Origin of the sequence: Rhodoplanes sp. Z2-YC6860 (assembly GCF_001579845.1) — a bacterium.
Classification (GTDB): domain Bacteria; phylum Pseudomonadota; class Alphaproteobacteria; order Rhizobiales; family Xanthobacteraceae; genus Z2-YC6860.
Window position 1 is genome coordinate 401,609 of sequence record NZ_CP007440.1, and the last position, 24,906, is coordinate 426,514.

26 protein-coding genes and 1 tRNA gene are annotated in these 24,906 nt (G+C 64.5%); 6 read left to right on the forward strand and 21 right to left on the reverse strand.

Going from position 1 to position 24,906, the window contains the following annotated elements:
* Window positions 1–3 precede the first annotated feature (3 nt).
* From RHPLAN_RS01825 to aroA, 17 genes are all read right to left on the reverse strand, one after another.
* Entirely contained in the window at window positions 4–1,320 is a 1,317-nt protein-coding gene (locus RHPLAN_RS01825) for a bifunctional folylpolyglutamate synthase/dihydrofolate synthase (protein ID WP_068030402.1), read from the reverse strand.
* A gap of 28 nt (window positions 1,321–1,348) precedes the next feature.
* A complete protein-coding gene (gene accD / locus RHPLAN_RS01830; RefSeq protein WP_068013328.1) occupies window positions 1,349–2,266 on the reverse strand; it encodes an acetyl-CoA carboxylase, carboxyltransferase subunit beta in 918 nt (305 codons plus the stop codon).
* 86 nt (window positions 2,267–2,352) lie between these two features.
* On the reverse strand, window positions 2,353–3,198 hold the full coding sequence (gene trpA, locus RHPLAN_RS01835) for a tryptophan synthase subunit alpha (RefSeq protein WP_068013330.1): 846 nt from the start codon (window positions 3,196–3,198) through the stop codon (window positions 2,353–2,355).
* Window positions 3,195–3,464 (reverse strand): hypothetical protein, encoded by a 270-nt coding sequence (locus RHPLAN_RS01840; RefSeq protein ID WP_068013331.1) that lies wholly within the window; start codon window positions 3,462–3,464, stop codon window positions 3,195–3,197. Before RHPLAN_RS01840 ends, trpA begins: the two co-directional genes overlap by 4 nt.
* The gene (gene trpB, locus RHPLAN_RS01845; RefSeq protein WP_068013333.1) at window positions 3,464–4,681 is read right to left on the reverse strand and encodes a tryptophan synthase subunit beta; all 1,218 of its coding nucleotides are present in this window, start codon (window positions 4,679–4,681) and stop codon (window positions 3,464–3,466) included. The genes RHPLAN_RS01840 and trpB overlap by 1 nt, the downstream gene beginning before the upstream one ends.
* On the reverse strand, window positions 4,678–5,349 hold the full coding sequence (locus RHPLAN_RS01850) for a phosphoribosylanthranilate isomerase (protein WP_068013334.1): 672 nt from the start codon (window positions 5,347–5,349) through the stop codon (window positions 4,678–4,680). Before RHPLAN_RS01850 ends, trpB begins: the two co-directional genes overlap by 4 nt.
* Before the next feature lie 121 nt (window positions 5,350–5,470).
* Window positions 5,471–6,604 carry an EAL domain-containing protein gene (locus RHPLAN_RS01855; protein WP_068013336.1) on the reverse strand — a complete coding sequence of 378 codons (1,134 nt, stop codon included), beginning with the start codon at window positions 6,602–6,604 and terminating at the stop codon, window positions 5,471–5,473.
* A 284-nt stretch (window positions 6,605–6,888) separates the two neighbouring features.
* Window positions 6,889–7,842, reverse strand: a complete 954-nt coding sequence (gene lhpI / locus RHPLAN_RS01860; RefSeq protein WP_068013337.1) for a bifunctional Delta(1)-pyrroline-2-carboxylate/Delta(1)-piperideine-2-carboxylate reductase — start codon at window positions 7,840–7,842, stop codon at window positions 6,889–6,891.
* Window positions 7,843–7,856: 14 nt separating this feature from the next.
* Window positions 7,857–8,210, reverse strand: a complete 354-nt coding sequence (locus RHPLAN_RS01865) for a lipopolysaccharide assembly protein LapA domain-containing protein (protein WP_068013339.1) — start codon at window positions 8,208–8,210, stop codon at window positions 7,857–7,859.
* Between the two features lie 59 nt (window positions 8,211–8,269).
* Complete coding sequence (locus RHPLAN_RS01870) at window positions 8,270–8,590, reverse strand: integration host factor subunit beta (protein WP_068013341.1); 321 nt, start codon at window positions 8,588–8,590, stop codon at window positions 8,270–8,272.
* Between the two features lie 45 nt (window positions 8,591–8,635).
* The gene (gene sppA, locus RHPLAN_RS01875; protein ID WP_068013342.1) at window positions 8,636–9,619 is read right to left on the reverse strand and encodes a signal peptide peptidase SppA; all 984 of its coding nucleotides are present in this window, start codon (window positions 9,617–9,619) and stop codon (window positions 8,636–8,638) included.
* Between the two features lie 376 nt (window positions 9,620–9,995).
* Window positions 9,996–11,711 (reverse strand): 30S ribosomal protein S1, encoded by a 1,716-nt coding sequence (gene rpsA / locus RHPLAN_RS01880; RefSeq protein ID WP_068013344.1) that lies wholly within the window; start codon window positions 11,709–11,711, stop codon window positions 9,996–9,998.
* 466 nt (window positions 11,712–12,177) lie between these two features.
* Window positions 12,178–13,170: a Bug family tripartite tricarboxylate transporter substrate binding protein gene (locus RHPLAN_RS01885; protein ID WP_068013346.1), complete on the reverse strand. Its 993-nt coding sequence runs from the start codon at window positions 13,168–13,170 to the stop codon at window positions 12,178–12,180.
* A gap of 29 nt (window positions 13,171–13,199) precedes the next feature.
* Window positions 13,200–14,255 carry a guanitoxin biosynthesis MBL fold metallo-hydrolase GntH gene (gene gntH / locus RHPLAN_RS01890; protein WP_068013348.1) on the reverse strand — a complete coding sequence of 352 codons (1,056 nt, stop codon included), beginning with the start codon at window positions 14,253–14,255 and terminating at the stop codon, window positions 13,200–13,202.
* Window positions 14,256–14,257: 2 nt separating this feature from the next.
* Entirely contained in the window at window positions 14,258–14,791 is a 534-nt protein-coding gene (locus RHPLAN_RS01895) for a MarR family winged helix-turn-helix transcriptional regulator (protein ID WP_068013350.1), read from the reverse strand.
* A gap of 86 nt (window positions 14,792–14,877) precedes the next feature.
* Window positions 14,878–15,501, reverse strand: coding sequence for a (d)CMP kinase (cmk, locus tag RHPLAN_RS01900; protein ID WP_068013351.1), 624 nt, complete (start codon window positions 15,499–15,501; stop codon window positions 14,878–14,880).
* Between the two features lie 144 nt (window positions 15,502–15,645).
* Entirely contained in the window at window positions 15,646–16,986 is a 1,341-nt protein-coding gene (aroA, locus tag RHPLAN_RS01905) for a 3-phosphoshikimate 1-carboxyvinyltransferase (RefSeq protein WP_068013353.1), read from the reverse strand.
* A 154-nt stretch (window positions 16,987–17,140) separates the two neighbouring features.
* On the opposite strand from aroA, the gene RHPLAN_RS01910 reads away from it, so the two are divergent.
* From RHPLAN_RS01910 to RHPLAN_RS01925, 4 genes are all read left to right on the forward strand, one after another.
* Window positions 17,141–17,563 (forward strand): TIGR02300 family protein, encoded by a 423-nt coding sequence (locus tag RHPLAN_RS01910; RefSeq protein WP_068013354.1) that lies wholly within the window; start codon window positions 17,141–17,143, stop codon window positions 17,561–17,563.
* 61 nt (window positions 17,564–17,624) lie between these two features.
* Window positions 17,625–17,700, forward strand: a tRNA-Ala gene (locus RHPLAN_RS01915).
* A 148-nt stretch (window positions 17,701–17,848) separates the two neighbouring features.
* On the forward strand, window positions 17,849–18,829 hold the full coding sequence (locus tag RHPLAN_RS01920) for an amidohydrolase family protein (RefSeq protein ID WP_068013356.1): 981 nt from the start codon (window positions 17,849–17,851) through the stop codon (window positions 18,827–18,829).
* 90 nt (window positions 18,830–18,919) lie between these two features.
* Complete coding sequence (locus RHPLAN_RS01925; protein ID WP_068013358.1) at window positions 18,920–19,696, forward strand: hypothetical protein; 777 nt, start codon at window positions 18,920–18,922, stop codon at window positions 19,694–19,696.
* A gap of 132 nt (window positions 19,697–19,828) precedes the next feature.
* Here the strand turns inward: RHPLAN_RS01925 and RHPLAN_RS01930 are convergent, their stop codons facing one another.
* A complete protein-coding gene (locus RHPLAN_RS01930; RefSeq protein ID WP_068013360.1) occupies window positions 19,829–20,926 on the reverse strand; it encodes an enolase C-terminal domain-like protein in 1,098 nt (365 codons plus the stop codon).
* 211 nt (window positions 20,927–21,137) lie between these two features.
* Here RHPLAN_RS01930 and RHPLAN_RS01935 point away from each other — a divergent pair, with 211 nt between their 5' ends.
* Together RHPLAN_RS01935 and RHPLAN_RS01940 are read left to right on the forward strand one after the other, a co-directional pair.
* On the forward strand, window positions 21,138–21,563 hold the full coding sequence (locus RHPLAN_RS01935) for an Hsp20 family protein (RefSeq protein ID WP_068013362.1): 426 nt from the start codon (window positions 21,138–21,140) through the stop codon (window positions 21,561–21,563).
* Between the two features lie 106 nt (window positions 21,564–21,669).
* On the forward strand, window positions 21,670–21,900 hold the full coding sequence (locus tag RHPLAN_RS01940; protein WP_442971841.1) for a BQ00720 family protein: 231 nt from the start codon (window positions 21,670–21,672) through the stop codon (window positions 21,898–21,900).
* 129 nt (window positions 21,901–22,029) lie between these two features.
* Here RHPLAN_RS01940 and ptsN read toward each other — a convergent pair whose 3' ends face one another.
* The 3 genes from ptsN to rpoN all read right to left on the reverse strand — a co-directional run bounded on the left by ptsN (window position 22,030) and on the right by rpoN (window position 24,863).
* On the reverse strand, window positions 22,030–22,491 hold the full coding sequence (gene ptsN, locus RHPLAN_RS01945; RefSeq protein WP_068013363.1) for a PTS IIA-like nitrogen regulatory protein PtsN: 462 nt from the start codon (window positions 22,489–22,491) through the stop codon (window positions 22,030–22,032).
* Window positions 22,492–22,569: 78 nt separating this feature from the next.
* Window positions 22,570–23,172: a ribosome hibernation-promoting factor, HPF/YfiA family gene (gene hpf, locus RHPLAN_RS01950; protein WP_068013365.1), complete on the reverse strand. Its 603-nt coding sequence runs from the start codon at window positions 23,170–23,172 to the stop codon at window positions 22,570–22,572.
* Window positions 23,173–23,309: 137 nt separating this feature from the next.
* On the reverse strand, window positions 23,310–24,863 hold the full coding sequence (gene rpoN, locus RHPLAN_RS01955) for an RNA polymerase factor sigma-54 (RefSeq protein WP_068013367.1): 1,554 nt from the start codon (window positions 24,861–24,863) through the stop codon (window positions 23,310–23,312).
* Window positions 24,864–24,906 lie beyond the last annotated feature (43 nt).

Here is a 24,906-nt window from a genome sequence, read left to right on the forward strand (position 1 = left end):
TGCTCAGTCCGGCAGGGTGCCGTTCAGCGCCAGCACTTCGCCCGCGAGATAGAGCGAGCCCGTGATCAGAATGCGCGGCGCGGGCATCAATCCCAGATGACCGGTTGTCTTCAGCGCGGCCTGGAGCGTATCGCGGCTTTCGGCCGGGATGCCGATGCCGCGTGCGATGTCGACCAGCGTTTCCGGAGGCACGCTTTTGTCCTGCCGCGGGATCGGCACCGCGATCACGCGGCGCGCGAGGCCGGTGAAATTCTTCAGAAAACCAGCACTGTCCTTGGTCGTCAGCATCCCGACGACCATCACCAGCGGGCGCGGCACGCGCTCCTCGAGATCGCCCAAAGCCGCTGCGATCGCGCGGCCGCCGTCGGCGTTGTGACCGCCGTCGAGCCAGAGCTCGCTGCCGGCCGGCACAAGCTGCTTCAACGCACCTTGCGACAGATGCTGCATGCGCGCCGGCCATTCGGCCCTGGCCAGACCGGTCTCGAACGCCTGGATCGGCAGCGACAACCCCGCGGCGCGCAGCGTGGCGATCGCGGTGCCGGCGTTGTCGAGCTGGTGGCGGCCTGCAAGCTTGGGCAGCGGCAGATCGAGCAAGCCGCCGTCGTCCTGATAGACCAGGCGGCCGCGTTCTCCATGCACGTGCCATTGCTCGCCGCAGATGCGCAGCGGCGCGCGCACGCGATGCGCTGCGCGTTCGATGGTGGCGAGCGCCGCTTCGGGCTGCGGCGATATCGCGGCCGGCACGCCGCGCTTGAGGATGCCAGCCTTTTCGGCAGCGATCTTCTCGATACCGTCGCCCAGGAATTCGAGATGGTCCATCGAGATCGGCGTGATCGCGCAAGCCAGCGGCTTGTCGATCACGTTGGTGGCGTCGAGCCTGCCGCCGAGGCCCACCTCCAGCAGCACCACGTCGGCGGGATGGCGTGAGAACAGCATGAACGCCGCGGCCGTCTCGATCTCGAACACGGTAATCGGCGCGCCATCATTGGCGCGCTCGCATTCCTGAAGCACGCTGGCGAGCGCTTCGTCGCTGACGAGCTTGCCGCCGGCGGGCGCGGCGAGCCGGAAGCGTTCGTTGAAGCGCACCAGATGCGGCGAGGTGTAGACGTGCACGCCACGGCCCGCAGCTTCCAGCACCGCGCGCATGAAGGCGACGGTCGAGCCCTTGCCGTTGGTGCCGGCCACATGAATGACCGGCGGGATGCTCCGTTCCGGATGGCCGAGCGCATCGAGCACACGCCACATCCGGTCAAGCGACAGGTCGATCCGCTTGGGATGCAGCGTCAGAAGACGCTCGATGATCGGTTGATAGGCGCTCATGCGCGTGGGCTGCAGCGAGCCCTCCCGGTCAGGCGGGAGCGGCTGGTGCTTCAACGACAGCAGGTGGGGGCAGGGCGATGGCGTGCGGCGGTGCGGACGGCTGCCGCATGAGAATGCGGCACAGGCTTGCCAGCGTCGGCCGCAACTCGTGGCGGTGCACCACCATGTCGACCATGCCGTGGTCGCGCAGATATTCCGATTTCTGGAAGCCCTCAGGCAGCTTCTCGCGAATGGTCTGCTCGATGACGCGCGGCCCGGCGAAGCCGATCAGCGCGCCAGGCTCGGCGATGTGCACGTCGCCCAGCATGGCGTAGGACGCGGTGACGCCGCCGGTGGTCGGATTGGTCAGCACCACGATGTAGGGCTTGCCCGCGTCGCGCAGCATCTCGACCGCGACCGTGGTGCGCGGAAGCTGCATCAGCGAAAGGATGCCCTCCTGCATGCGCGCGCCGCCGGAGGCCGCGAACATGATGAACGGCGTGCCACGCTTGACCGCGGTTTCAAGACCCGCGACCACGGCTTCGCCGGCCGCCATGCCGAGAGAGCCGCCCATGAAATCGAAATCCTGCACGCCGACGACGACGGGCAACCCATCAAGGGTGCCGGCGCCGACCTTCACGGCATCGGCCATGCCGGTCTTGGTACGCGCGTCCTTCAGCCTGTCGGCGTAGCGGCGCTCGTCGCGGAACTTGAGCGGATCGGCGGCGACCGACGGCACTGCGATCTCTTCCCACGTGCTGTCGTCGAAGATCGACTTCAGCCGCGCGGTTGCGCCCATGCGCATGTGATAGTTCGAGCTCGGGATGACGAAGTGGTTCGACTCGACGTCCTTGAAGAACACGAGCTGGCCCGTCTCCGGACATTTGATCCAGAGATTCTCCGGCGACTCGCGCCGGTTGAGAAAGCTGCGGATCTTCGGCCTGACGACGTTGGAGATCCAGTTCATGCGGGCGTTCCTGTCTCTCGGCCCTATATAGGCCCGCGAAAGGCGGCCGTCACGGCCTGCCGATCAAGCTTTTTTCGCAGTGTTTTCTAGGTGTTCTTCTTGGTGCTTTTCTTGGCTGCGCGCACGCCTGAGGCCAGCTCGTTCACGAGCCGGGTGACCGCCTTGACGGTCTTTGCCGTGGCCTTGCCTTTCTTGTCGAGACTGTCTTTGACGGCGTTCACCAGCGCCGAGCCGACCACGACGGCTTCGGCGCTGGCTGCAAGCGCCTGCGCCTGCTTCGCGGTGCGCACGCCGAAGCCCACCGCCACCGGCAGCTTGGTGTGACGCTTGATGCGGGTCACCGCTTCGGTGACCTTGCCGACATTGGGCGCTGCCGAGCCGGTGATGCCGGTGATCGAGACGTAATAGACGAAGCCCGATGTGTTCGCGAGCACCGCCGGCAGACGGTTGTCGTCGGTGGTCGGCGTCGCGAGCCGGATGAAGTTCACGCCGGCTCGGAGCGCTGGCAGACACAGCTCTTCGTCTTCCTCGGGCGGGAGATCGACCACGATCAAGCCGTCGACGCCCGCGTCCTTCGCGTCCTTCAGGAAGCGCTCGACGCCGTAGATGTAGATCGGATTGTAGTAGCCCATCAGCACGATCGGCGTTGTATCGTCGCCCTTGCGGAACGCGCGCACCATGCCGAGTGTCTTGACCATGTTCTGCCCGGCATTCAGCGCGCGTAAGCCGCCCGCCTGGATCGCCGGACCGTCCGCCATGGGATCGGTGAACGGCACGCCGAGCTCGATCACGTCGGCGCCGGCTTTCGGCAATTCCTTGAGGATCGCCAGCGACGTCTTGGTGTCGGGATCGCCGGCCATCGTGAAGGTCACGAGTCCGGCGCGGCCTTCGTTCTTGAGGTCGGCGAAGCGTTGATCAATGCGGGTGGTCATCGGCGGCTGCGCTGCTTGGGATCGACGAGCGGCATGGTCTGTTGATTGCGCTCTTTCATCTCGGCCATGCGGATGTTGATGGTGCCGATCATGATCAGCACGAACATCGCTACGAAGTAGAACCATTCCTTGTTGGTGATCACGGGGCCGGTCTCGAACAGCCGTGCCTTCAGGAAATAGAGGATGTAGACGAGTCCAACGGTCACCAGCGTCCAGCCGGTGCGCTTCTGCCGGGGCATCGAGTTCCACCAGACATAAAGCGACATCAGAGCTTGCCCTTCAGGTGATGGGCGACGCTTTCCAGGTCCTTGTCGCCGCGGCCTGAGAGATTGACCACGATGAGATGGTCCTTGGGCTTGTTCGGCGCAATCTCCGGCAGCTTGGCGAGCGCGTGGCAGGGCTCCAGCGCCGGAATGATGCCTTCGAGCCGGCTGCAAAGCTGGAACGCGGTCAGCGCTTCCTTGTCGGTCGCGCTGAGGAATTTCACGCGGCCGAGATCGGCAAGCCAGGCATGCTCCGGCCCGATGCCCGGATAATCGAGACCGGCCGAGATCGAGTGCGCCTCTTCGATCTGTCCGTCGTTATCCATCAAAAGATAAGTGCGGTTGCCGTGCAGCACGCCGGGACGTCCGCCCGCGACGGACGCGGCGTGCTTCTTGTCGAGGCCGTGGCCCGCGGCTTCCACACCGTAGATGTCGACCTGCCGGTCGTCGAGGAACGGATGGAACAGCCCCATGGCGTTCGAGCCGCCGCCGATGCAGGCGATCAGCGAGTCCGGCAGCTGGCCTTCGGCCTCCTGCATCTGCACGCGGACCTCGTCGCCGATCACGCACTGGAAGTCGCGCACCATCATTGGATAGGGATGCGGGCCCGCGACGGTGCCGATGCAATAGAACGTGTTGGAGACGTTCGTCACCCAGTCGCGCAACGCTTCGTTCATCGCGTCTTTGAGGGTCTTGGCGCCCGCCTCGACGGGCCGCACCTCGGCGCCGAGAGCGCGCATGCGCAGCACGTTGGGCTGCTGCCGCGCCACGTCGACCGCGCCCATGAACACCACGCATTCGAGACCGAACTTGGCGCACATCGTCGCGGTCGCGACGCCGTGCATGCCGGCGCCGGTCTCGGCGATCACGCGCGGCTTGCCCATGCGCTTGGCCAGCATGATCTGGCCGAGCACGTTGTTCACCTTATGCGCGCCGGTGTGGTTGAGGTCTTCGCGCTTGAAGTAGATCTTGGCGCCGCCGAAATGCGAAGTGAGCCGCTCGGCGAAATAGAGCGGCGACGGCCGGCCCACATAGTGCTTCAGATGCGAGTCCATCTCGCGCTTGAAGGCGGGATCGGACTTGGCCTCCGCATACGCCTTCTCGAGCTGAAGGATCAGCGGCATCAGCGTCTCGGCGACGAAGCGGCCGCCGTAGATGCCGAAGTGGCCGCGCTCGTCGGGGCCGGTGCGGAACGAATTGGGTTGCTGCGGAGCGGTCATGCGCGGTTCGCCACTTTGAGCGTCTGTTCACCTTCGCGTGCTGCGCGCACAAAGGCGCGGATCTTGTCAAGATCCTTTTCGCCGGGCTCGCGCTCGACGCCCGACGACACATCGACCGCGGGCGCCCGCGTGATGCGAAGCGCCTCGGCGACATTGTCGGCATCGAGCCCGCCCGAGAGCATGAACGGCACGCCGGGATTGAGCCGCTCAAGAAGCGTCCAGTCGAAGGTCTTGCCGAGACCGCCAGGCCGGGTCGCGGTGCGTGGCGCGCGGCCGTCGAACAGGAGCCAGTCGACAACCTTGGCGTAGCCGTTGATCGGAGACAGGTCGGCCCGAGTCTCGATCGGCAGGGCCTTCATCACCGGCAAACGAAAGCGCGAGCGCACCGACACGACCCGCTCCGGCGTCTCTTTGCCATGGAGCTGCAGCATATCGGGCTTCAGCGCCTCGATCGCGGCGGCCAGCGCCGTGTCTGTCGCGTCGACCGACAGCGCGACCTTCTTGGCCCGGCCCCTGACCCGTTCACCCAGGAGCCGCGCGGCCTCGAGGCCGAGGTTCCGCGGGGACGGAGGGAAGAACACAAAACCCACCATGTCGGCGCCGGCGTCCAGCGCCGCGTCGAGGGCTTCGGGGGTTTTCAAGCCGCAGATTTTGACCAGAAGAGCCATGTCCGCCGTCGTTTTGAAGGCGCGGTTCTACAGGATCAAGCGGTTTTTGTCTTGCCCGCTCGGCCGGTCCCTTTGGGCCGGTTTTGCGGTTGCGGCCTGCTGATTTTTCAGGTTCGGGACGCTATTCGGTCGCGGCGCTGCGCCGCCGCAGCATGGTGCGCACAAGGCGGTTCGCCTCCATGGGCTTGGCGAACAGGAAGCCCTGGCCGGCGTCGAAATCCATCTGGCAGGCCGCGCGGCAGTCGGCGGTCCGCTCAAGGTTCTTGGCCAGCGTCTTGGCTTGAAGCTTCTTGGCGATCTCGATGGCCATTTCGCAGGCGGCGCGCTTGGCGCGATCGTCGGCGCAGCCGTTGATGAAGTCGCCGTCGATCTGCATCTCGGCGATCGGAAAATCGGCGACATCGATCCACGAGGATTCGGCCATCACGTCGCCCACCGAAATGCCGATGTTGTAATGCTCAAGCCGTCGCGCGGCCTCCCGCACCACCGCGTGGTCGCGGCAGACGTCGACGCTGTTGATTTCGACGAACAGGCTGGAAAAAGCCGCACAATCGGGCAGCTGAAGGCACAGCCGGTCGACAAAACCGCGGTCTACAAGCAGGGCAGACGGCACATTGATCGTCATATCGAGGGGCGGGCGGCCCTGCGCGAAGAACGTCCAGTCCTGCATCACCCGCTTGACGACGAACTCCGACAATTCGCGAAGATTCGGATCGTCGTATTTCGGCACGAAGGCCGCGGGTGGCACGATGCCCCAGGTCGGATGGCGCATGCGGATCAGCGCCTCCGCGCCGCACGGCAGCATCTCGCGAAGATCAATCTTGGGCTGATACCACATCTCGAGCCAGCCGTTTCGCATCGCCTCTTCGACATCGACCACCATGCTGGGCGATGCCGGGATCGGCAGAAACGGCGACAGGTTCTGATGCAGGTCGCTGTCGCGATAGGGCGTGCCAAGCGGCGGCAGCATGGCGAGACCCGATTGCTCGCCGAGCTCGTGCAGCGCGATCAGCGAGGTCGCGGCCCGCCCGCCGAACAGCATGACGCGGCCGCGGAAGCTCGCCGAAACCAGAAGATGCAATGTCTTGGTGACTTCGCTTTCGGGAGCCAGATGGCCGAGCACGATCAGCGCGGGATCGAAATCGTCAAGCGCGCTCGCGACGTCAGCGAGCCGCCCACAGGAACGCGTGACAAATCCGAGCTCTTCCAGCGCGTCCGCGAGAAACGTACGGATATGCGGTTTGATGTCGACCACGCAGGCTCTCGGGGCTACGTGACGCTTTCCAAAAAGCACAGTCGTCCGTTGCTCGCGACCTGAGCGATTCATCATACGCTTGCTCCCGTTTAAAGCCGGACCCCCCTCGGTCTCAGGCTCAATCCCGAACGTTCGGAAGCTTCTAGACAAAAATTGCGGCCTGGGTGCCGCCACCCAGATGAGCCCACTGGTAAGTTGGCCGTCAACCTTGATGTCGACAGTTCGCGATTCAATCGCGACGATTTCGATTCAATTCGGATGCGATGGTATTTTGTTCGCTGCGATCAGCCGCCAAGCGCACGCCAGATCAGCATCGCGGCCGCAAGGTCTTCGAGTGCGACGCCGGTCGATTTGAACAATGTGATCTCGTCCTTGCGTTTGCGGCCCTTCGCGCTGCCGCGGCAGAGCTCGAACAGATCGCCCTGGATGTCCTTCGCGGTCATGATTTTCTTTTTCAGCGGTACCGCGATATCGCCGGAGCCTTTCGGCGCTACTGTTCGCGAGTCGACATAGACGCGCGCGCGCCGGATCGCTTCGTCGTCGGACTCGCGCGTTTTCAGCGTGAACGCACCGACCAGGTCCACGTGCGCGCCCTTCTTCAGCCAGGCGCCGCGCACCAGAGGCTTCTCGGAGAGCGTCGCGCAGGACACGATATCGGCGTCGCGCATCGCCTCTTCGAGGTCGTCGGCAAGCATCGGCTCGATGCCGGCGGCCGACAGCGCAAACGCCGTGGCAACGGCACGCGAGCGCGTCCTGTTCCAGATCGTCACCTGGCTGATCGGGCGCACGGCGCGATGCGCACGCACGAGATGCGGGCTCAGGGCGCCTGCGCCGATCATCAGGAGATGCGCCGCATCCTCGCGAGCAAGATAGCGCGCCGCGAGCGCCGAGGTTGCCGCGGTTCGCCACAGCGTCAGTGCCGTGCCGTCGATCAGGGCGAGCGGCTCGCCGGTGTCGCCCGACATCAGCACGTAGCTGCCGAGCACGGATGGCTTGCCGGCCTTGGCGTTGTCGGGAAACACGTTGACGAGCTTGTGGCCGATGAAGCGCTCGCCGGTGTTGGTCCAGGCGGGCATCAGCAGCACCTTGGCTTCGCTGCCCGACGGCAATTTGACGAAATGCGCGATCTTGTCCGGCACCGAGATGTCGGCGCGGAACGCGTCGGCCAGGGCGTCGATCAGCTTGTCGTAGGCGAGAAGCCGATTGACGTCATCGGCGGTGACGATGCGAAGCGCCATTGCGGTTCCAGCGCTCAGGCGGCGGGCGGCAGGATCAGCGACGTTCCGGTGTCGCGCGGCACCGGCATCGGGCGCCTCGGCTCAAGTGCGTCCAGTCTCGCGCGCAACTCGCGCGCCTCGGCTTCGGCGCGGCGCGCCCGGGTCCGCCATTTCTGCTGCTTGAGCCAGGATGCTATGCCGCCGACCAGCACGCCAAGCGCAACGAGGGCGAAGATCAACCCGTAGAGCGGAACCTTCACGGCGAAGGCCGGGCTCACGGTGGCGAACGGGTCGAACGACACTGTGATGACTTCGCGATTCGCCACCGCGAACATTACGATGACGATGCCGAGAGGCACGAGAATCAGAGCGGAAAGAAACTTGCGCATTCACGTGCCTCGCAGGATCGACGGCGAGCGCAGCGAGCCGCACTCTGCGGGAGCGCGGCTTATTCGTCGTCGGAATCGTCGTCCAACGCCGCGTCGGGATTGCCCTTGTTCAGGCGCTCGCGCATTTCCTTGCCGGTCTTGAAGAACGGCACGGACTTCTGCGCCACCGACACATGGGCGCCGGTGCGCGGATTGCGGCCGGTGCGGGCCGGCCGGTGCTTGACCGAGAAGGCGCCGAAGCCGCGCAGCTCCACCCGATCGCCGCGCGCCATGGCGGCGACGATCTCGTTGAGGATCGCGTTGACGATGTTCTCGACATCGCGCTGGTAGAGATGCGGATTGGCCGATGCAATCTGCTGGACCAATTCGGACTTGATCATCGGGCTGCCTCTCCCACTCCGGCGGCGAACCGGATGTGTACCGCATCAGTTCGTCGCTGAAGGGTGCCAAAGCGCCAATAGACCGTCAAGGTTGAGCCGTTCCATGGCCTGCACGGCGCCCAAATCCTTGAAGCGTTCGGCGAGGCCGCCCAATCCGACCGCATCGAGCATCCACACGGCCCCGGTGTGCAGGAACGGCAGATCGCCGAAGCGCGGGCTCAGCCGGTAGTCGCGCACGGGGGTCTTCGGATTGATGCCCTTTTCCTTGGCAAGCCAGTCGACGGCCGCGAACTCGTCGCCCAGCGCATCGATGAGCTTCAGCTCCAGCGCCTGCCGGCCGGTATAGACGCGGCCGTCGGAGACCTTCTCCACCGCGGCCTGGTCGAGGCCGCGGCGGTCGTGCACCAGGCCCTTGAACCAATCGAATGAATCCTTGACCAGCGATTCCACCGCGGCGCGGGCCTCGGGCGTTGTCGGCTCGAGTCCGTTCGGCGAAGCCTTCAGAGGCGCGGACTTGATGCTCTCGACCTGAACGCCGACCGTCTTGAGCAATTCGGTGAAATTCGGGAACTGGAAGATCACGCCGATCGAGCCCACGATGGAGCTCTGCTGCGCCAGGATGCGGTCCGACGCCATCGCGGCGATATAGCCGCCGGAGGCCGCAAGTCCGTCGACCACCACTACCATTGGCTTCTTGGCCTTCAGCCGCATCAGCGAGTCGTAAAGCTCCTCGGACCCAGCCACCGTGCCGCCAGGGCTGTTGATGTGGACGATCACCGCCTTGGCGTCGGATTCGGCGAGCCGCGTCAGTGCCTCAGTGCGCGTCCGGTTGTTGCGGATCAGGCCTTCGATGGTGACTCGGGCGATCGAGCCGCTGGCCATTGGCGTAATCGCGCCACGGCGCTCGGCGAAGATCCATCCGCCGCCCACCACGGCGGCGATCAGGATGAAAATCGTGGCAGCGCGCCAGAAGGTGAGTTTGCGCCGCATCCGGCGGCGGTCGACGATCTGATCGGCATCCAGCGACATGGCCTTGTTTCCTCGAATTTGATTCGAAACCCAGTTTACCGCCCGCCAAGCAAAACCAGCATCACATGCGGGTTAAAGTTTGGCACCTCAAGCTGCCCGAACCCGAAGTCATGACACACCGGCGGCAACGTCGGCGGTGCTCCACCCTCCCCTGGAGGGGGAGGGTCGCGAGCGAAGCTCGCGGGGTGGGGTGAATCCTCTTCGCAAAAAAGATCACCCCACCCCGCCCGCCTTCGCTTCGCTACGGCGGTCGACCCTCCCCCTCCAGGGGAGGATGAAGACGGCTGTTGCACCACTGATCCAAGCAATCAGGCACAAAAAACTAAGCCCCGGGCCTTGCGGTCCGGGGCTCTGTTTTTGATCGAAATCAGGCCGATCAGGCGTCCTTGTCGGATTCCTCGCCCTTGCGGCGGAGCGCCGTGCCGAGGATGTCGCCGAGGGTGGCACCCGAGTCGGAGGAGCCGTACTGAGCGATGGCCTCCTTCTCCTCCTGGACCTCCAGGGCCTTGATCGACAGCTGCACCTTGGAGGCGCGGCGATCGAACGAGACGACACGGGCGTCGACCTTCTGGCCGACCGCGAAGCGGTCGGAGCGCTGGTCGTTGCGGTCGCGGGCGAGTTCCGAGCGCTTGATGAAGGAGGTCAGCTCGCCACCGACGATCTTCACGTCGATGCCGGATTCCTTGACCTCGGTCACCTCGGTGGTGACGACGTCGCCCTTCTTCATGTCGCCGGCGGTCGCCATCGGATCGCCCTGGAGCTGCTTGACGCCGAGCGAGATGCGCTCCTTTTCGACGTCGACGTCCAGCACCTGAGCCTGGACCTTGTCGCCCTTCTTGTAATCCTCGATCACCTGCTCGCCCGGACGCTTCCAGTCGAGATCGGAGAGATGGACCATGCCGTCCACGTCGCCGTCGAGGCCGAGGAACAGGCCGAACTCGGTCTTGTTCTTGACTTCGCCTTCGATGGTGGAGCCCGGCGGATACTTCTCGACGAAGACCTCCCACGGGTTGCGCATGGTCTGCTTGAGACCGAGCGAGATGCGGCGCTTGACCGGATCGACTTCGAGGATCTGCACCTCAACCTCTTGCGAGGTGGAGACGATCTTGCCCGGATGCACGTTCTTCTTGGTCCACGACATTTCGGAGACGTGGATCAGGCCTTCGATGCCGGGCTCGAGCTCGACGAACGCACCGTAGTCGGTGATGTTCGTCACGCGGCCGGTGTACTTGGCGCCGACCGGGAACTTGGCCTCGATGTTCTGCCACGGATCGTCCAGCAGCTGCTTCATGCCGAGCGAGATGCGGTGCGTCTCGTGGTTGATCTTGATGATCTTGACCTTCACGGACTGACCGATGTTGAGCACCTCGGTCGGGTGATTGACGCGACGCCAGGCGATATCGGTGACGTGCAGCAGGCCGTCGATGCCGCCGAGGTCGACGAACGCACCGTAGTCGGTGATGTTCTTGACCACGCCGTCGATGACCTGACCCTCTTCGAGGTTCTGCACCAGCTCCTGGCGCTGCTCTGCGCGGGTCTCTTCCAGCACGGTGCGGCGCGACACCACGATATTGCCGCGGCGCCGATCCATCTTCAGGATCTGGAACGGCTGGCCGACATTCATCAGCGGGGTGACGTCGCGGATCGGCCGGATGTCGACCTGCGAGCGCGGCAGGAACGCCACGGCGCCGTCGAGATCGACCGTGAAGCCGCCCTTGACCTGGTTGAAGATGACGCCCTGGACCTTCTCGTTGTTCTTGAAGGCCAGCTCGAGCTTGCCCCAGCTTTCCTCGCGTCGCGCCTTGTCGCGCGAGAGCACCGCTTCACCGAGCGCATTCTCGACGCGCTCCAGATAGACTTCGACGGTGTCGCCGATCTTGATTTCGCCCTGCCGGCCGGGGCCGGTGAATTCACGGAGCGCAACGCGCCCTTCGGTCTTGGCCCCGACGTCGATGACGGCAAGGTCCTTTTCAATTCCGACGACGATCCCCTTAACGACTTGCCCTTCCTGAGGGCTGCCGCCGGTAAAGGACTCTTCGAGCATCGCGGCAAAATCTTCGCGCGTCGGCGCGGCGCTGGTAGCAGTGGCCATAAGTTCTCCAAAGCGGTGCGCAGGCGGTTGATGTTGATGGCGTTCCGAACGCGCGGGCTGAAGGCCCCGCAGACCTTCAGCGCTGCCGGGAATCCGGCAGGCCTGTGCTCAAACCGAGCGGTCGAAACGATGGTTTGTGTCCGGCGCGCCGCGGCAGGGCTCGAAGCGGGGCTTGGTCCTCCAACCGCGAGGGGCGGTCAATCGCGCCCTCGGCCCGCTCGGGTGGCCACACCGATGAATGTGGCGGCCCGGACCGGCGGGATATAGCCGCAGAACGGCCACCCGGCAAGGCGCAAGCGGTCTTCATCCTTTCAAGGCAGGGCTATCGCAGCTCAGGCGGTGCACTCCCTCCCCCTGAAAGGGGGAAGGTCGGGGTGGGGGTCAGTTAGCGTGCCAGATCGACCCCCACCCGACGCGCTTCGCGCGTCGACCTCCCCCTTTCAGGGGGAGGTAAGAGAGCTGCGGCTCATTCCAGCGTGATCCGGCCGCGCTGCACCGTCTCCCGCCACAGCGCGGCCTCGGCCTTGATGCCCGCCGCGAACTGCCGGCGCGACTGTTCCGGGGCCAGCATGCCCAGAACGTTGAACCGGTCCTGGACCGGGGCGGTCTTCTGCGCCTCGGCGACCGCCTGGGCGAGGGTGTCGAGAATGCCGTCCGGGGTGCCGGCCGGCGCCGCCATGCCCCACCAGTTCGAGGCGACAAAGCCCGGAAAGCCGGATTCCGCCATGGTCGGCACGTCCGGCAGCATCGGCACACGGGCTTCGGTCGCGACCGCGAGCGCGGTCAGCCGGCCCGCCTGGTAGTGGCCGCCGACCGCGGCAAGCCCGATCGGGAACAGCTGGATGTCGTTCTTGATGAGCGCCAGGGTCGCCTCCGGCGAGCCCTTGTAGGGCACCCGCGTCAGTTCGACGCCGGTGGTCTGCTTCAGCCGCTCCATCATCAGATGGTTGACGGTGCCAAGGCTCGGAATCCCGTAGTTCACCTTGCCGGGATTGGCACGTGCGTAGTCGATCAGCTCGCGGAGCGTGCGGACCGGCACGGCAGGATTGGAGAACAGCACCAAGGGCACCTCCGCGACCTTGGCGATCGGCGCGAGTGCGGTCGCCGGATCGAACGGCATGCGGATGACGAACTGGTTGATGGCGAAATTGTTGGTCGCCGCCACCAGCAGCGTGTAGCCGTCAGGCGCGGCTCGCGCGACCTCCTGAGTGCCGATGTTGCCGGCGGCTCCGGGCTTTGCTTCGAGCACGAGCTTCTGGCCAAGGCGCTGTTCCATGCTGACGGCGAGGAGCCGCATGATGTTCTCGGCGACGCCGCCGGCCATGTACGGGATGATCACCCGGATCGGATGGTTCGGATAATCCGCGGCCTCAGCCGGTGTGATGAACTTGGCCCGCGCGATGACGAAGGGCGCCGCTGCCGCAGCGGCGAGAAGTTTTCGGCGAGTGATCCTTTGCATCGTGCACCTCACTCCCGGCATCGGTTGGTTTAGAATTTGGGAAAGAGCTGCTTGTCGGCGAGCCAGCGTGACATGGTCGGTTTTTTGGCACGGGCCGCCGCGCGGAATTCGTCGTGGCGCTCCTTGTTGGGCCACACCAGCGTCGGCGTCACGGCAAGCCGCGTGGCGATCTTTTCCCTGGTGACGTTGAACACCATCAGATCCTGCGCGAGCGCGAGCGGCCCGTCGTAGTTCTTGCGGATGTCACGCTCGACCTCGGGGCCGGTGTCGAAGTCGTTGAAGAAGTGATAGGCGACCGCGAGCCGCGGCTTCACAAGGGCAAGCACCTTGCCGCATTCCTCCGGCGAGGTGTGCGCGATGGTGCCGATGCCGATTGCGCTTTTTTCCGGATAGCCGGAGCGCTCGACGAGCTGCTTCACGGTGTTGAAGCATTCGTGGACCAGAAGATCGGCGCCCTGCGCGTTGTCGACGAAAAATTGGCTCGGCGTCGTGTCGCCGGAAAACACGAAGGTCAGCCCGTTCCATTCGAGCCGGTAGCTGACCGGTCCATCGAAGATATGAATTGCGGGAAAGCTTTTGATCGTAACGCCGTTGCGATCGTAGACCGTGCCGGTTTTGGTGAAGTCGAACTCGTGGACTTCAACCTCGGCGCCGGCGTCGGGCAGCAGGCCGAGCCGTGTCTCGGTGTCCCAGACCAGCGATTCCATCTGGCGCCGGACGAAGTGCTCGGTGCCGTATTTCGGCTCGGGCCCAGAAGGACCGTAGAGCACCAGAGGCTTCACCCGGCCGCCGGCCCAGCTTCCCACCCAAACCTGCGCGAAGTCGCCGACGTGGTCGGCGTGCAGATGCGTCGCGAAGTAGGCGGTGACGTCCTGCGGCGGAATTTCCAGTGCGGTGAAATTGGCCTGCGAGCCGGAGCCGAAATCCATGACGAACTTGTCGCCGTTGCCCAACTCAATGAGCCACGAGCAGTTGGCCTGGCCGCGGCGCACGAACGGCCGGCCGGTGCCGAGCGCGATGACGCGCATCTCGTCGGGCGCAAGCGGCTCGGTGTTCGGATAGTAGTAGTCGCGCAGTGCTGCCATGATCAGCCGCTCTCCAGAAGCGAGACGTCCGCCATCATCAGTGCGTTGGCTTTGACCCGCCGAAGCAGACCCATCAGAGCCTTGTACTCGGCACCGGAAATCCCCCGCAGCAGCCGGCGATAATGTGCGACGACAAGTGGGAACGCGGCTGCCCGCCGCTTCTTGCCTGCCGGCGAAAGCCGGATCAGCACGGCGCGGCGGTCCTCCGGCGCGCTGGTTCGTTCCACCAGCCCGGCCATTTCCATCTGCTCGAGCAGACGCCCGAGACCCGAGCGGTCGAGCACCGCGAATTCGGCGATCTGTCCGACGGTGTGGCGGTCCTTGGCGGCAAGCGCAGACAGCACCCGCCATTGCGGCACCGACAGCTCGAACGGCCGCAGCACATGGGTGAGGTTGAGCTGGTTCTGGCGAACGATGGCCGCGAAATAATGCATCGGGAAATCGGTCACGCCGGAATAGTCGGGTGCAGACGTCTGAGCGGGCGCCTCGGCGCTGTCGTCATGGTCGGCTGCACGGATGGGCGCGGCTCGTTTCATGAAAGATATGATATATATATCATAATTTGCATGCAATGGGCTGTGACCTCGCCTGAGGGCGCAAGAGCGGCCTTAAATCAACGAAATCAGCGCCGGGCTTTTTCCACCAGGGCCAAGGCCGCCTGGAACGCCGCCTCGATGCCCAGCGTGCTGGTGTCGAGCAGGTGGGCGTCCTTGGCCTGCGCCAGCGGTGCCGTGCTGCGCGAGCGGTCGCGCTCGTCGCGGGCGATAATGTCGGCCAGCACCGCCTTCTCGTCGGCCGTCTCGCCACGGCCACGCAGTTCGTTGGTGCGGCGCTGCGCCCGCACCTCCGGGCTCGCGGTGACGAAAATCTTCACCTCGGCGTTCGGGCAGATCACGGTGCCGATATCGCGGCCGTCGAGAACCGCGCCGGGCGGCGCCGCGGCAAACTCCTGCTGCAGGTTGAACAGCGCGGCGCGCACCTCGGGGATTGCCGAGACCACGGAAGAGCCTTCGCCGACGTCGTAGCGCTTCAGTTGCGTCTCATCGAACTTCGCCGGATCGATCGTCTTGGCCGCCGCGATGGCCCGGTCGCGGTCGCTCGGCTTGTGGCCGGCGGTGATCACCGCCAGCGCCACGGCGCGATAGAGCAGGCCGGTGTCGAGATGGCGCAGCCCGTAATGAGCAGCGAGCTTCTTCGCGAGCGTTCCTTTGCCGGACGCGGCCGGCCCGTCGATGGCGATGATCATTTTTTCTCGTTCCGTGACGCCAGCCCAAGCGCATCGCGAAGAACTGGCCGTTCAATGCTGTTCACTTCTTGGCTCTCGGACCATCCGCGAAGCCGAACAGCTTCTTAATCTCCCGCCTGGCCCTGGCACGTTGATCTGCGTTGATCAATCGGAAAAATCCCCGCCCAGTTTACGCATCAGCTCGGTGAAGCCCGTGAAGCTCGTGGCGATGAAGGCCGCGTCGTCCACGCCGACCGGCTTCTCGCTGCCGAGCCCCATCATCAGTGCCGACATCGCCAGCCGATGATCCATATGGGTCGCGACCACGCCGCCGCCCGGCGCGCGGCCGTTGCCGTGCACGATCAGGTCGTCATCGACGATCTCGACCGCGACTCCGTTGACCTGTAGCATTGCCGCGGTCGCGGCGAGCCGGTCGGATTCCTTGACGCGCAGCTCCTTCAGTCCGCGCATCCGCGTGGTGCCCTCGGCGAAGGCGGCCGCGACCGCGAGGATCGGATACTCATCGATCATCGAAGGTGCGCGCTCCGGCGGCACGTCGACGCCCTTCAGGGTACAGGCTCTGACGCGCAGGTCAGCGACGTCCTCGCCGCCCTCGTTGCGCTCGGAGAGCTTCTCGAACTCCGCGCCCATCTCCTTCAGCGTGGTGAGAAGTCCGGTGCGCAGCGGATTCATCATCACGCCTTCCAGGATCAGTTCGGAGCCCGGCACGATCAGAGCCGCAACGAGCGGGAATGCCGCCGACGAGGGATCGGCCGGCACCACCACTGACGCGCCCTCGAGTTCCGGCTGGCCCTCGAGCGTGATGCGCCGGCCGTGCTCGCCCTCGGCGGTCACGCGCACATGAGCGCCGAAATGCTTGAGCAGCTTTTCGGTGTGGTCCCGGGTGGCTTCCGTCTCGATCACCGTGGTGGCGCCGGGGGCGGCAAGTCCCGCGAGCAGCACCGCAGATTTGAGCTGGGCGGAGGGCACCGGCGCCTCGAACACGATGGGCAGCGGATCGCGCGCGCCTTTCAGCGTCACCGGCAGCCGGCCGCCTTCGCCGATCTCCATGATGCGGGCGCCGATCTTCTCCAGCGGGTCGAGGATGCGCCGCATCGGCCGCTTGCGAAGACTCGCGTCGCCGTCGAACAACGCGGTGATCGGGCAGCCCGCGACCGCGCCCATCACCAGCCGGCATCCCGTGCCGGAGTTGCCGAAATCGAGCGGCGCGGCCGGCTCGGCGAAGCCGGCGACGCCCACGCCGCGGATGCTCCAGACGCCCTCGCCGGTGCGGTTCACGCTCGCGCCCATCGCCTGCATGGCCTTGCTGGTGTTGATGACGTCTTCGCCCTCCAGGAGCCCGGTAATTTTCGTCTCGCCGACCGACAGCGCGCCGAGGATCAGCGCCCGGTGCGAGATCGATTTGTCGCCCGGCACCCGGACACGGCCGGTCAGCGGCCCGGCGCGGCGGGCGGTCAAGGGCTGGGGCGCGGACGCATGCGACATCGGTCTATCTGGGACGGTTAAGCGTTCGGATTAGGCGTGTCGTCCTAGCACGGGGGCGCCGAAAGCTGCGAGAGCACTATTGACAGCGGGCTTGCCAGCGGCCAAGTGAGGCACCAATTTTTCGTCATACGGACCGTTCGAGGATATCCGAACCGTGGCAAAACCCGAGCTCGGCACTAAGCGCCTCTGCGCTAGTTGCGGCGCCAAGTTCTACGATCTGAGCAAGGATCCGATCACCTGCCCGAAGTGCGGCACGGTGTTCGAGATCGTTGTTCCCGTGACGCGCGGTGGCCGTGATGCGGCCGCCGCGGCGGCCGCGGCCGCTGCTGCCTCGCGCGCGCAAGCCAAGGAAGCCTCCGAGGAGGCGCCGGAAAACGCCGACGTCGAGTTGGTCTCGCTCGAGGACGCGGATGCTGAGAGTGAGGGCAAGAAGGGCGACGCCGCTGCGGCGGAAGGCGACGACGATCTCGAGATCGAGGAGACCGAAGAGGCTCCGTTCATCGAAGAGACCGAAGAGGGCGACGACGACGTCACCGACATTATCGGCGAAGGCCGGGAGGACGAGGAAGAGACCTGATTTTTTTGGAATCCGGCCGCGAACCTGATATCAGGCGTGTCCGAATTCCTGTTCCCAGTAAGGGGCCATAGCTCAGTTGGGAGAGCGCTTGAATGGCATTCAAGAGGTCGGCGGTTCGACTCCGCCTGGCTCCACCAGTTTCAAGATGACGGCATAAGCCTTCCAGAGGCAGCCGGGACAACAAGACGAAGAAACGCAATCAGCACTGCAAAAAAGCCGCCTCCGGGCGGCTTTCGTTTTTGGCGCGGACCCGCGTAGGATTGCCGCCCAAACGGGAGGGAACGGATGAAAGGCAAGATCGGTCTCGAGGAGCACTTTGCGATCGAAGACACCCTGATGGACTCCAAAGGATTCTTTCCGGAGGTGACCTGGGTCGAGGTGAAGGACCGCATCATGGACCTGCACGGGCGCAGGCTCCGTCTGATGGACGAGTTCGGCATGGACATGATGATCCTGTCGCTGAACGCGCCGGCGATCCAGGCGATCACCGATCCGAAGAAGGCCAACGAGATCGCGCGCAAGGCCAACGACTATCTGGCCGAGAACGTGCGCAAGCGGCCCGACCGGTTCCAGGCGCTGGCGGCGCTGCCGCTGCAGGATCCCGATCTCGCGGCGCGCGAGCTCGAGCGTTGCGTGAAGGAGCTCGGCATGGTCGGTGCGCTCGCCAACGGGTTTTCGCAGATCGGCGATCCGAACACGATCGCGTATCTGGACGAGAAGCAGTACTGGCCGTTCTGGGACGTGTGCGCCAAGCTCGACGTGCCGTTCTATCTGCACCCGCGCAATCCGCTGCCGCAGGACTCCCGCATCTACAAGGGCCATCCGTGGTTGATGGGGCCGATCTGGGCGTTCGGCCAGGAGACCGCGGTGCATGCGCTTCGGCTGATGGGCTCGGGGCTGTTCGACAAACACCCGAACCTGCAGATCATCCTCGGCCACATGGGCGAGAGCCTGACCTTCAGCATGTGGCGCGTCGACAACGCCAATGCGTGGATCCCGGACCGCAACCAGTATCCGGCTAAGAAAAAGATCGCCGAGTATTTCCGCAACAATTTCCACATCACGGTGTCGGGCAACTTCCACACGCAGGCGCTGCTCAACGCCATGCTGGTGATCGGCTCCGACCGCATCATGTTCTCGACCGACTGGCCGTTCGAGAACATCGATCACGCTGCGGTGTGGTTCGATGCCGCGCCGATCAGCGAGGGCGACCGGCTCAAGATCGGCCGCACCAACGCCTTGAAATTGTTCAAACTTAAAGGCTGATGCGAAGAGGGCCGGCGCACGCCGGCCCTTGCCTCCCTGTCATCTGGCCTTATAAATCCAGGTCAAACGAGACATTGGACGAGGCAGATCATGGACCGCCAGGCCGTCGCCAAGCTGACCGAGTTCATTGTTGGCTCGGTCGAGAACGCGCAAGCGCACGAGAAGCCATTCTATCACCTGCAGTTCGGCAAGGTGTTCCCCGACGATATCTACGCGGCGATGATCCGCGAGATGCCGGTCGCGGCCGACTACCGCGCGCTCCCCGGCCGCGACAATGTGAACATCCTGGAAGACGGCAGCGCGACGCGGGTGAAGATCGACCTGTTCCCGGAATACATCCGTCGCCTGCCGCAGCAGAAGCGCGATCTGTGGGATCTGGTCGGCCGTGCGCTCTGCTCCAACGAGGTGCGCGATGCCTTCGTGCGCCGGCTTGCGCCGGCGCTGGAGCGGCGCTTTGGCGTGGAGTATCGCGAGGTCGGGATGTTCCCGATCCCGATCCTGACGCGCGACGTGCCGAAGTACAAAATCACGCCGCACACCGACACCAAGTGGAAGGGCATCACGGTGCAGTTCTATCTGCCGCCGGATGACTCGACGAACGACATCGGCACGATCTTCCACGACAAGCTGCCGGACGGCAGCATGCCGAAGGTCAAGAAGATGCCGTTCTCGCCGAACAGCGGTTATGCGTTCGCGGTCGGCAGCGACTCCTGGCACTCGGCCGATCCGGTCGGGCCGCACGTGAAGACGCGCGACAGCATTCTGCACACCTACTTTGTCGATCAGGGCTTGCTGCGCATTCTGCGCAACCGCGGCCGCAGAGTTGGCAACTTCATCGGCAACGAAGTCCGCGGGCTGATCCGCTAACGGTGCTGTCATTCCGGGGCGCGCCGGCAAGGCGCGAACCCGGAATCCAGACGAGCAGAGACTGCCGTTGTAACTGGATTCCGGGTTCGCTCGCTTCGCGCGCGCCCCGGAATGACCGCTGGGCCACCTTCATCAAACCCGATAGCGCTCCACCGCCGCTTTGTCCCAGACGACACCGGTGCCAGGCCGGTCGGGAACGACGGCGTGGCCGTCGACGATCTTGAGCGGCTCCTGCACGATCTTGTCGGCCCAGTCGACATATTCGAGATAGTGCGCGGTCGGCGTCACGGCGGCGAGCAGATGTGCGCTCGTCTCCGGATAGAGGTGCGATGACATCTTGATCCCGCGCGTCGCTGCGAGCTTGGCGGCGGCGCGCCATCCCGTGATGCCGCCGATCCGCTCGAGATCGGGCATCACGAGATCGCAGCAGTTGGCGTCGAGCGCGGTCTGCATTCCGGACGGGAGCGAAAAATTCTCGCCGATCTGAATCGGCACGGCCAGCTCACTCTTGAGCATCGCGGCGCCTGCATAATCGTCGTGACGCATCGGCTCTTCGAGCCAGGCGATGCTCTCGCGGTCAAGCGCGCGGCCGCGCTTCAGCGCTTCGTCGCTGCCGAGCGCCTGATTGTAATCGACCATCAGCGCGACGCTCTCCGGGATGCGTTTCTTCACCGCGTGGACGGCTGCGAGATCCTCGTCGAGCGTCGGATAGCCGAGGCGAAGCTTGATGGCGCGGAAGCCGTTCGCGAGCAGCGTCTCGGCCTCGTCGGCGAGTGCGTCGGTCGGCATCAAGCCGAGCCCGCATGAGTTGTACGCCAGGACGTGCCGCGGCTCGCCACCCAGAAACTTTACCAATGGCACGCCGGCCGCCGTCGAGAGCGCGTCCCAGCACGCGATGTCGAATCCCGCCATCGCCATGCGGACCACGCCCTGCACGCCGATCAGCGCGAAGCGTTCAGCGAGCTTTGGCCAGAGCACCGCGGGATCGACACGCTCACCGTTGGTGCGCTCCTCGATTTCCTGGAGGATGCTCGCGATCGCCACCATGGCGCGCGGGAAATAAGACCAGAGATAGGCCCGCCCCGTGATGCCCTCGGCGGTGGTCACATCGATCAGCAGCAGCGGCGCTTTGGTGATGCGGCCGCGGCTCGTGCCGAGTGCGAAATTCATCGGCACCTCGACACCGACGCTGGCGATCGAGCGGATGGTCAATGCAGGCGAATCGGACATGGCGTTTCGAGACCTCAAATGAACGGCGGTTCACCTCACGCCGTCGTGTCTATTATTCAGGAACCCGCGTCCTGCCTTGGCTCTTGAGTGATTCTTGAAAGCTTAACCCGAGCCAACCATATTACGTATCGAGTGGGGCGGCGGGTGCCGGTCCATTCAGGGGTGCCATATCGGGCCCCATCAAAGTCGCTTTCAGCGAGGGCTTTGAAAGATGTCCCGAGTACCGTCGTTGTCCAGTCCGTTTCTCATCGGCTTCGAGCAGATCGAGCGTGCGCTCGATCGCGTCGCCAAAGCGGCGGATGGCTACCCCCCATACAATATCGAACGGCTTTCTGCCGACGAAAATAATCCTGAGCGGCTGCGGATCACATTGGCCGTCGCGGGATTTACTCTTGAGCAGCTTGAGGTGACCGTCGAGGAGAAGGAGCTCGTGATCAGGGGCCGCCAGCAGGATGACAAAAGTCGTCAGTACCTGCACCGCGGCATTGCCGCCCGGCAATTCCAGCGCACGTTCGTGCTGGCGGACGGCATGGAAGTCCAGAAAGCCGACTTGAGAAACGGACTGCTTTCGATCGACTTGGCACGGCCGGAGCCGGCTCGTGTGATCAAGACGATCCAGATCGCAGAACACGAGTGAAGTGGAAGCGTTGAACTGGAGTTCGGACTCGACCGACAAACCCAGAAAGGAGTCGAGGGCCATGAGTGAGAGAACCAACGAAACGATCATCGACGACCGTCACCAGATGACGGAGCAGGCCTTTGCAATTTTCGGTGGCGGCAAGATCGCCTACGTAAAGCCGATCCGCTCCGAAGACGTGCACAGGCTCTATCCGCAGGCGCCCGAGCTCGAGCCCGGCATGGCGCTGTTTGCGCTGCACGCCGCCGACGGCACGCCGATCATGGTGACCGACAGCCGCGAGGCAGCTGTCGCGAATGCGATGACGCACGAGCTGGAGACGGTCAGCGTCCACTGACTGTGGGACGCGAAGTTACCGACGCGCGCAGCGAGCGCGCGTCGGATGGACTCGAACCGATTTTCTTGAAGGGTTACGCCGCGCTTGTTTTTGTTTGGCCGCTCACGCGGCGCTTATTTCTCTTCCCGCCTACGCGGCGCTTGCCGACGGCATCGCCAGCACGGCGTAGATCGCCTCAGCCCCATTCGAAGCACGAAGCTTGCGCGCGGTCTCCGGATCGCGAAGGAGCCGCGCGACGCGCGCCAGCGCCTTGAGATGATCGGCGCCGGCGCCTTCCGGCGCCAGCAGCAGAAAGATCAGATCGACCGGCTGGCCATCGAGCGCTTCAAAGTCCACCGGCCGCTCCAGCCGCGCGAACAAGCCAAACACATTGCCCAGCTTTGGCAGCTTGCCGTGCGGAATGGCGACGCCGTTGCCGACGCCCGTCGAGCCGAGCTTCTCGCGTTGGAGCAGGATTTCGAGAATGGCTTTCTCGTTCTGCCCGGTCAGCTCGGCTGCCTTGCCTGCGATCTCCTGTAACGCTTGCTTCTTCCCGTTGACCTTCATGGCCGGGATGATCGCGTTCGGCGAAACGAGATCGGTGGTCGCCATGGATGGATCGCAGGTCGCGTTGCTAACGTTGGGGGCTGGTTGAAAGGCGGCGGACCATAGGGACCGCCAACAGGGCCGTCAATGGCCCCCGGCGGGCACCGCCGGAGGATCGATCCAGCCGATATTGCCGTCGGCCCGGCGATAAACCATGTTCACACGGCCGTGGCTGGCATGCCGAAAAACCATGACAGGCGCGCCTGTCATGTCGAGGTGTGTCACCGCCTCGCTGACCGAGAGCTGCTTCAGCGACGTCGTCTGCTCCGCGATGATCACCGGGTTGAAGGTCGCGACGTCGTCGCTGTCCTCCTGTCCCGGTGCTGCGATGGTGTAGTCGGACGCAGTCAGCGCGGTTTCGTCCAGTACAGCGCCGTTGCTGCGGCCGTTGCCGTGATAGTCCTTCAGGCGGCTGTGGTACCGGCGCAGCCGCTTCTCCAGCTTCTCCGCCGCTTGATCGGCGCTGAGATAGGCATCGGCCGCCATCGAGTCGGCACGCAGCACGATCCCGGAATCGAGATGCACCACACATTCGGTCTGAAAACCGAAGGCTTCTTTTCCCACGGTCACATGCCCGGAAAATCCGCCGTCGAAATATTTCTCCAACGCTTCGAGCACGCGCGCGCTGATGCGTTCACGCAGGGCTTCGCCGACTTCGATGTTTTTTCCGGATACGCGAAAGGGCATTGATGCCTCCGATTTTAAATCGCCGGCCGATCAAGTTCGCGCGGGCTGGGCCGGTTCCATTCCATTTGACGTAGGAGCGGCTTCCATGGGTGTCAATGCGACGTGAAGCGTATCACTGTTTCGCGGCGCAACAAATTTCATGTCGCCACTGCAAGTTTGTCACGGCGGCGCTGCACCGACGACGGGATCCGCATCGCTTCGCGATATTTCGCCACAGTGCGGCGGGCGATATCAACGCCGGCCGAACGCAACTTCTCGACGATGGTGTCGTCGGAAAGCACGTCATCGGCGCTCTCCGCGTCAATCAGCTGCTTGATCCTGTGACGGACCGCTTCGGCCGAATGCGCCTCGCCGCCGTTCGCCGCGGCGATCGCCGAGGTGAAGAAATATTTCAATTCAAAGATGCCGCGGCTGGTCGCGATGTACTTGTTCGCGGTAACGCGCGACACCGTCGACTCGTGCATGCTGATCGCGTCGGCGATCGTCTTCAAATTCAGCGGCCGCAGATGCTGTACGCCGTGGGTGAAGAACGCATCCTGTTGCTTCACGATCTCCATCGAGACCTTGAGGATGGTCTTGGCGCGCTGATCGAGTGCGCGCATCAGCCACGTGGCCGATTGCAGATTCTCTGCGAGATAAGTCTTGGCGCTGTCGTTGTTGGCGCTTCTGGTCAGCTCGGCATGATAGCGCTGATTGACCAGCACCTTGGGCAGCGTGTCGGAATTGAGCTCGACGATGTAATTGCCGTCAGGGCCCTGGCGTACGTAGACGTCCGGCACGATCGGCTGCACGGTGGTCGAGCCGAAGGCGAGACCGGGCTTCGGGTTGAGTGCGCGAATCTCGGCAATCATGTCGGCGAGATCCTCGTCGTTGACGCCACAGATCCTGCGCAGCGCTGCGAGATCGCGCTTGGCCAGAAGATCGAGCCGGCCGACGAGGGCCTGCATTGCAGGATCGAAGCGGTCGCGCTCGCGCAGTTGGATCGACAGGCATTCGGTGAGATTGCGCGCGCACACGCCCGGCGGGTCGAAGCCCTGGACCACCTTCAGCACCGCCTCGACCTCCGCGATCGGCGCACCGAGCTTCTCGGATACCGACGCGAGATCGCCTGCGAGATAACCCGCCTCGTCGACCATATCGATCAGGAACTGGCCGATCATGCGCCGCACCGGATCGGTGATCGCGAGGGCGAGCTGTTCGGCGAGATGATCGGCCAGTGTCAGCTCGGCCGAGACAAAGGATTCGAGATTGTAGTCGCTGTCCTCGCGGCCGCCGCTGCCGACGTTAGACCAGTCCGACGGCGTCAGCGGCTGATCGGTGCTGTTGCGCGAAGCGGTCGGCCCGGCGTCGTCAGGAAATTCGTTTTCGAGATCGGTGCCGAGCCGCTCCTCGATGGCGCTGCGGCTGGTCTCTAGGCTTTCGTCGATCCGGTCGGCTGGGGCGCCTGTCTGGGTTGGGGCACCGCTGTCGCCATCGAAGTCGGTCTCGCTTGCGCCGGCCTCGCGGGTGTTGTCGCCCGGCCCGTCGTCATCGGCGGCGCGTTCGAGCAGGGGGTTTTTTTCAAGCTCCCCCTCGACGTAGGTAGCCAGGTCCAGGTTCGAGAGCTGCAGCAGCTTGATGGCTTGCATCAGCTGCGGCGTCATCACGAGCGCCTGGCTCTGGCGCATTTGCAGGCGTTGCGACAGTGCCATGTTTCCGACCGATTAGTGGTCCGGTTCTTGCTTATCTAATTCT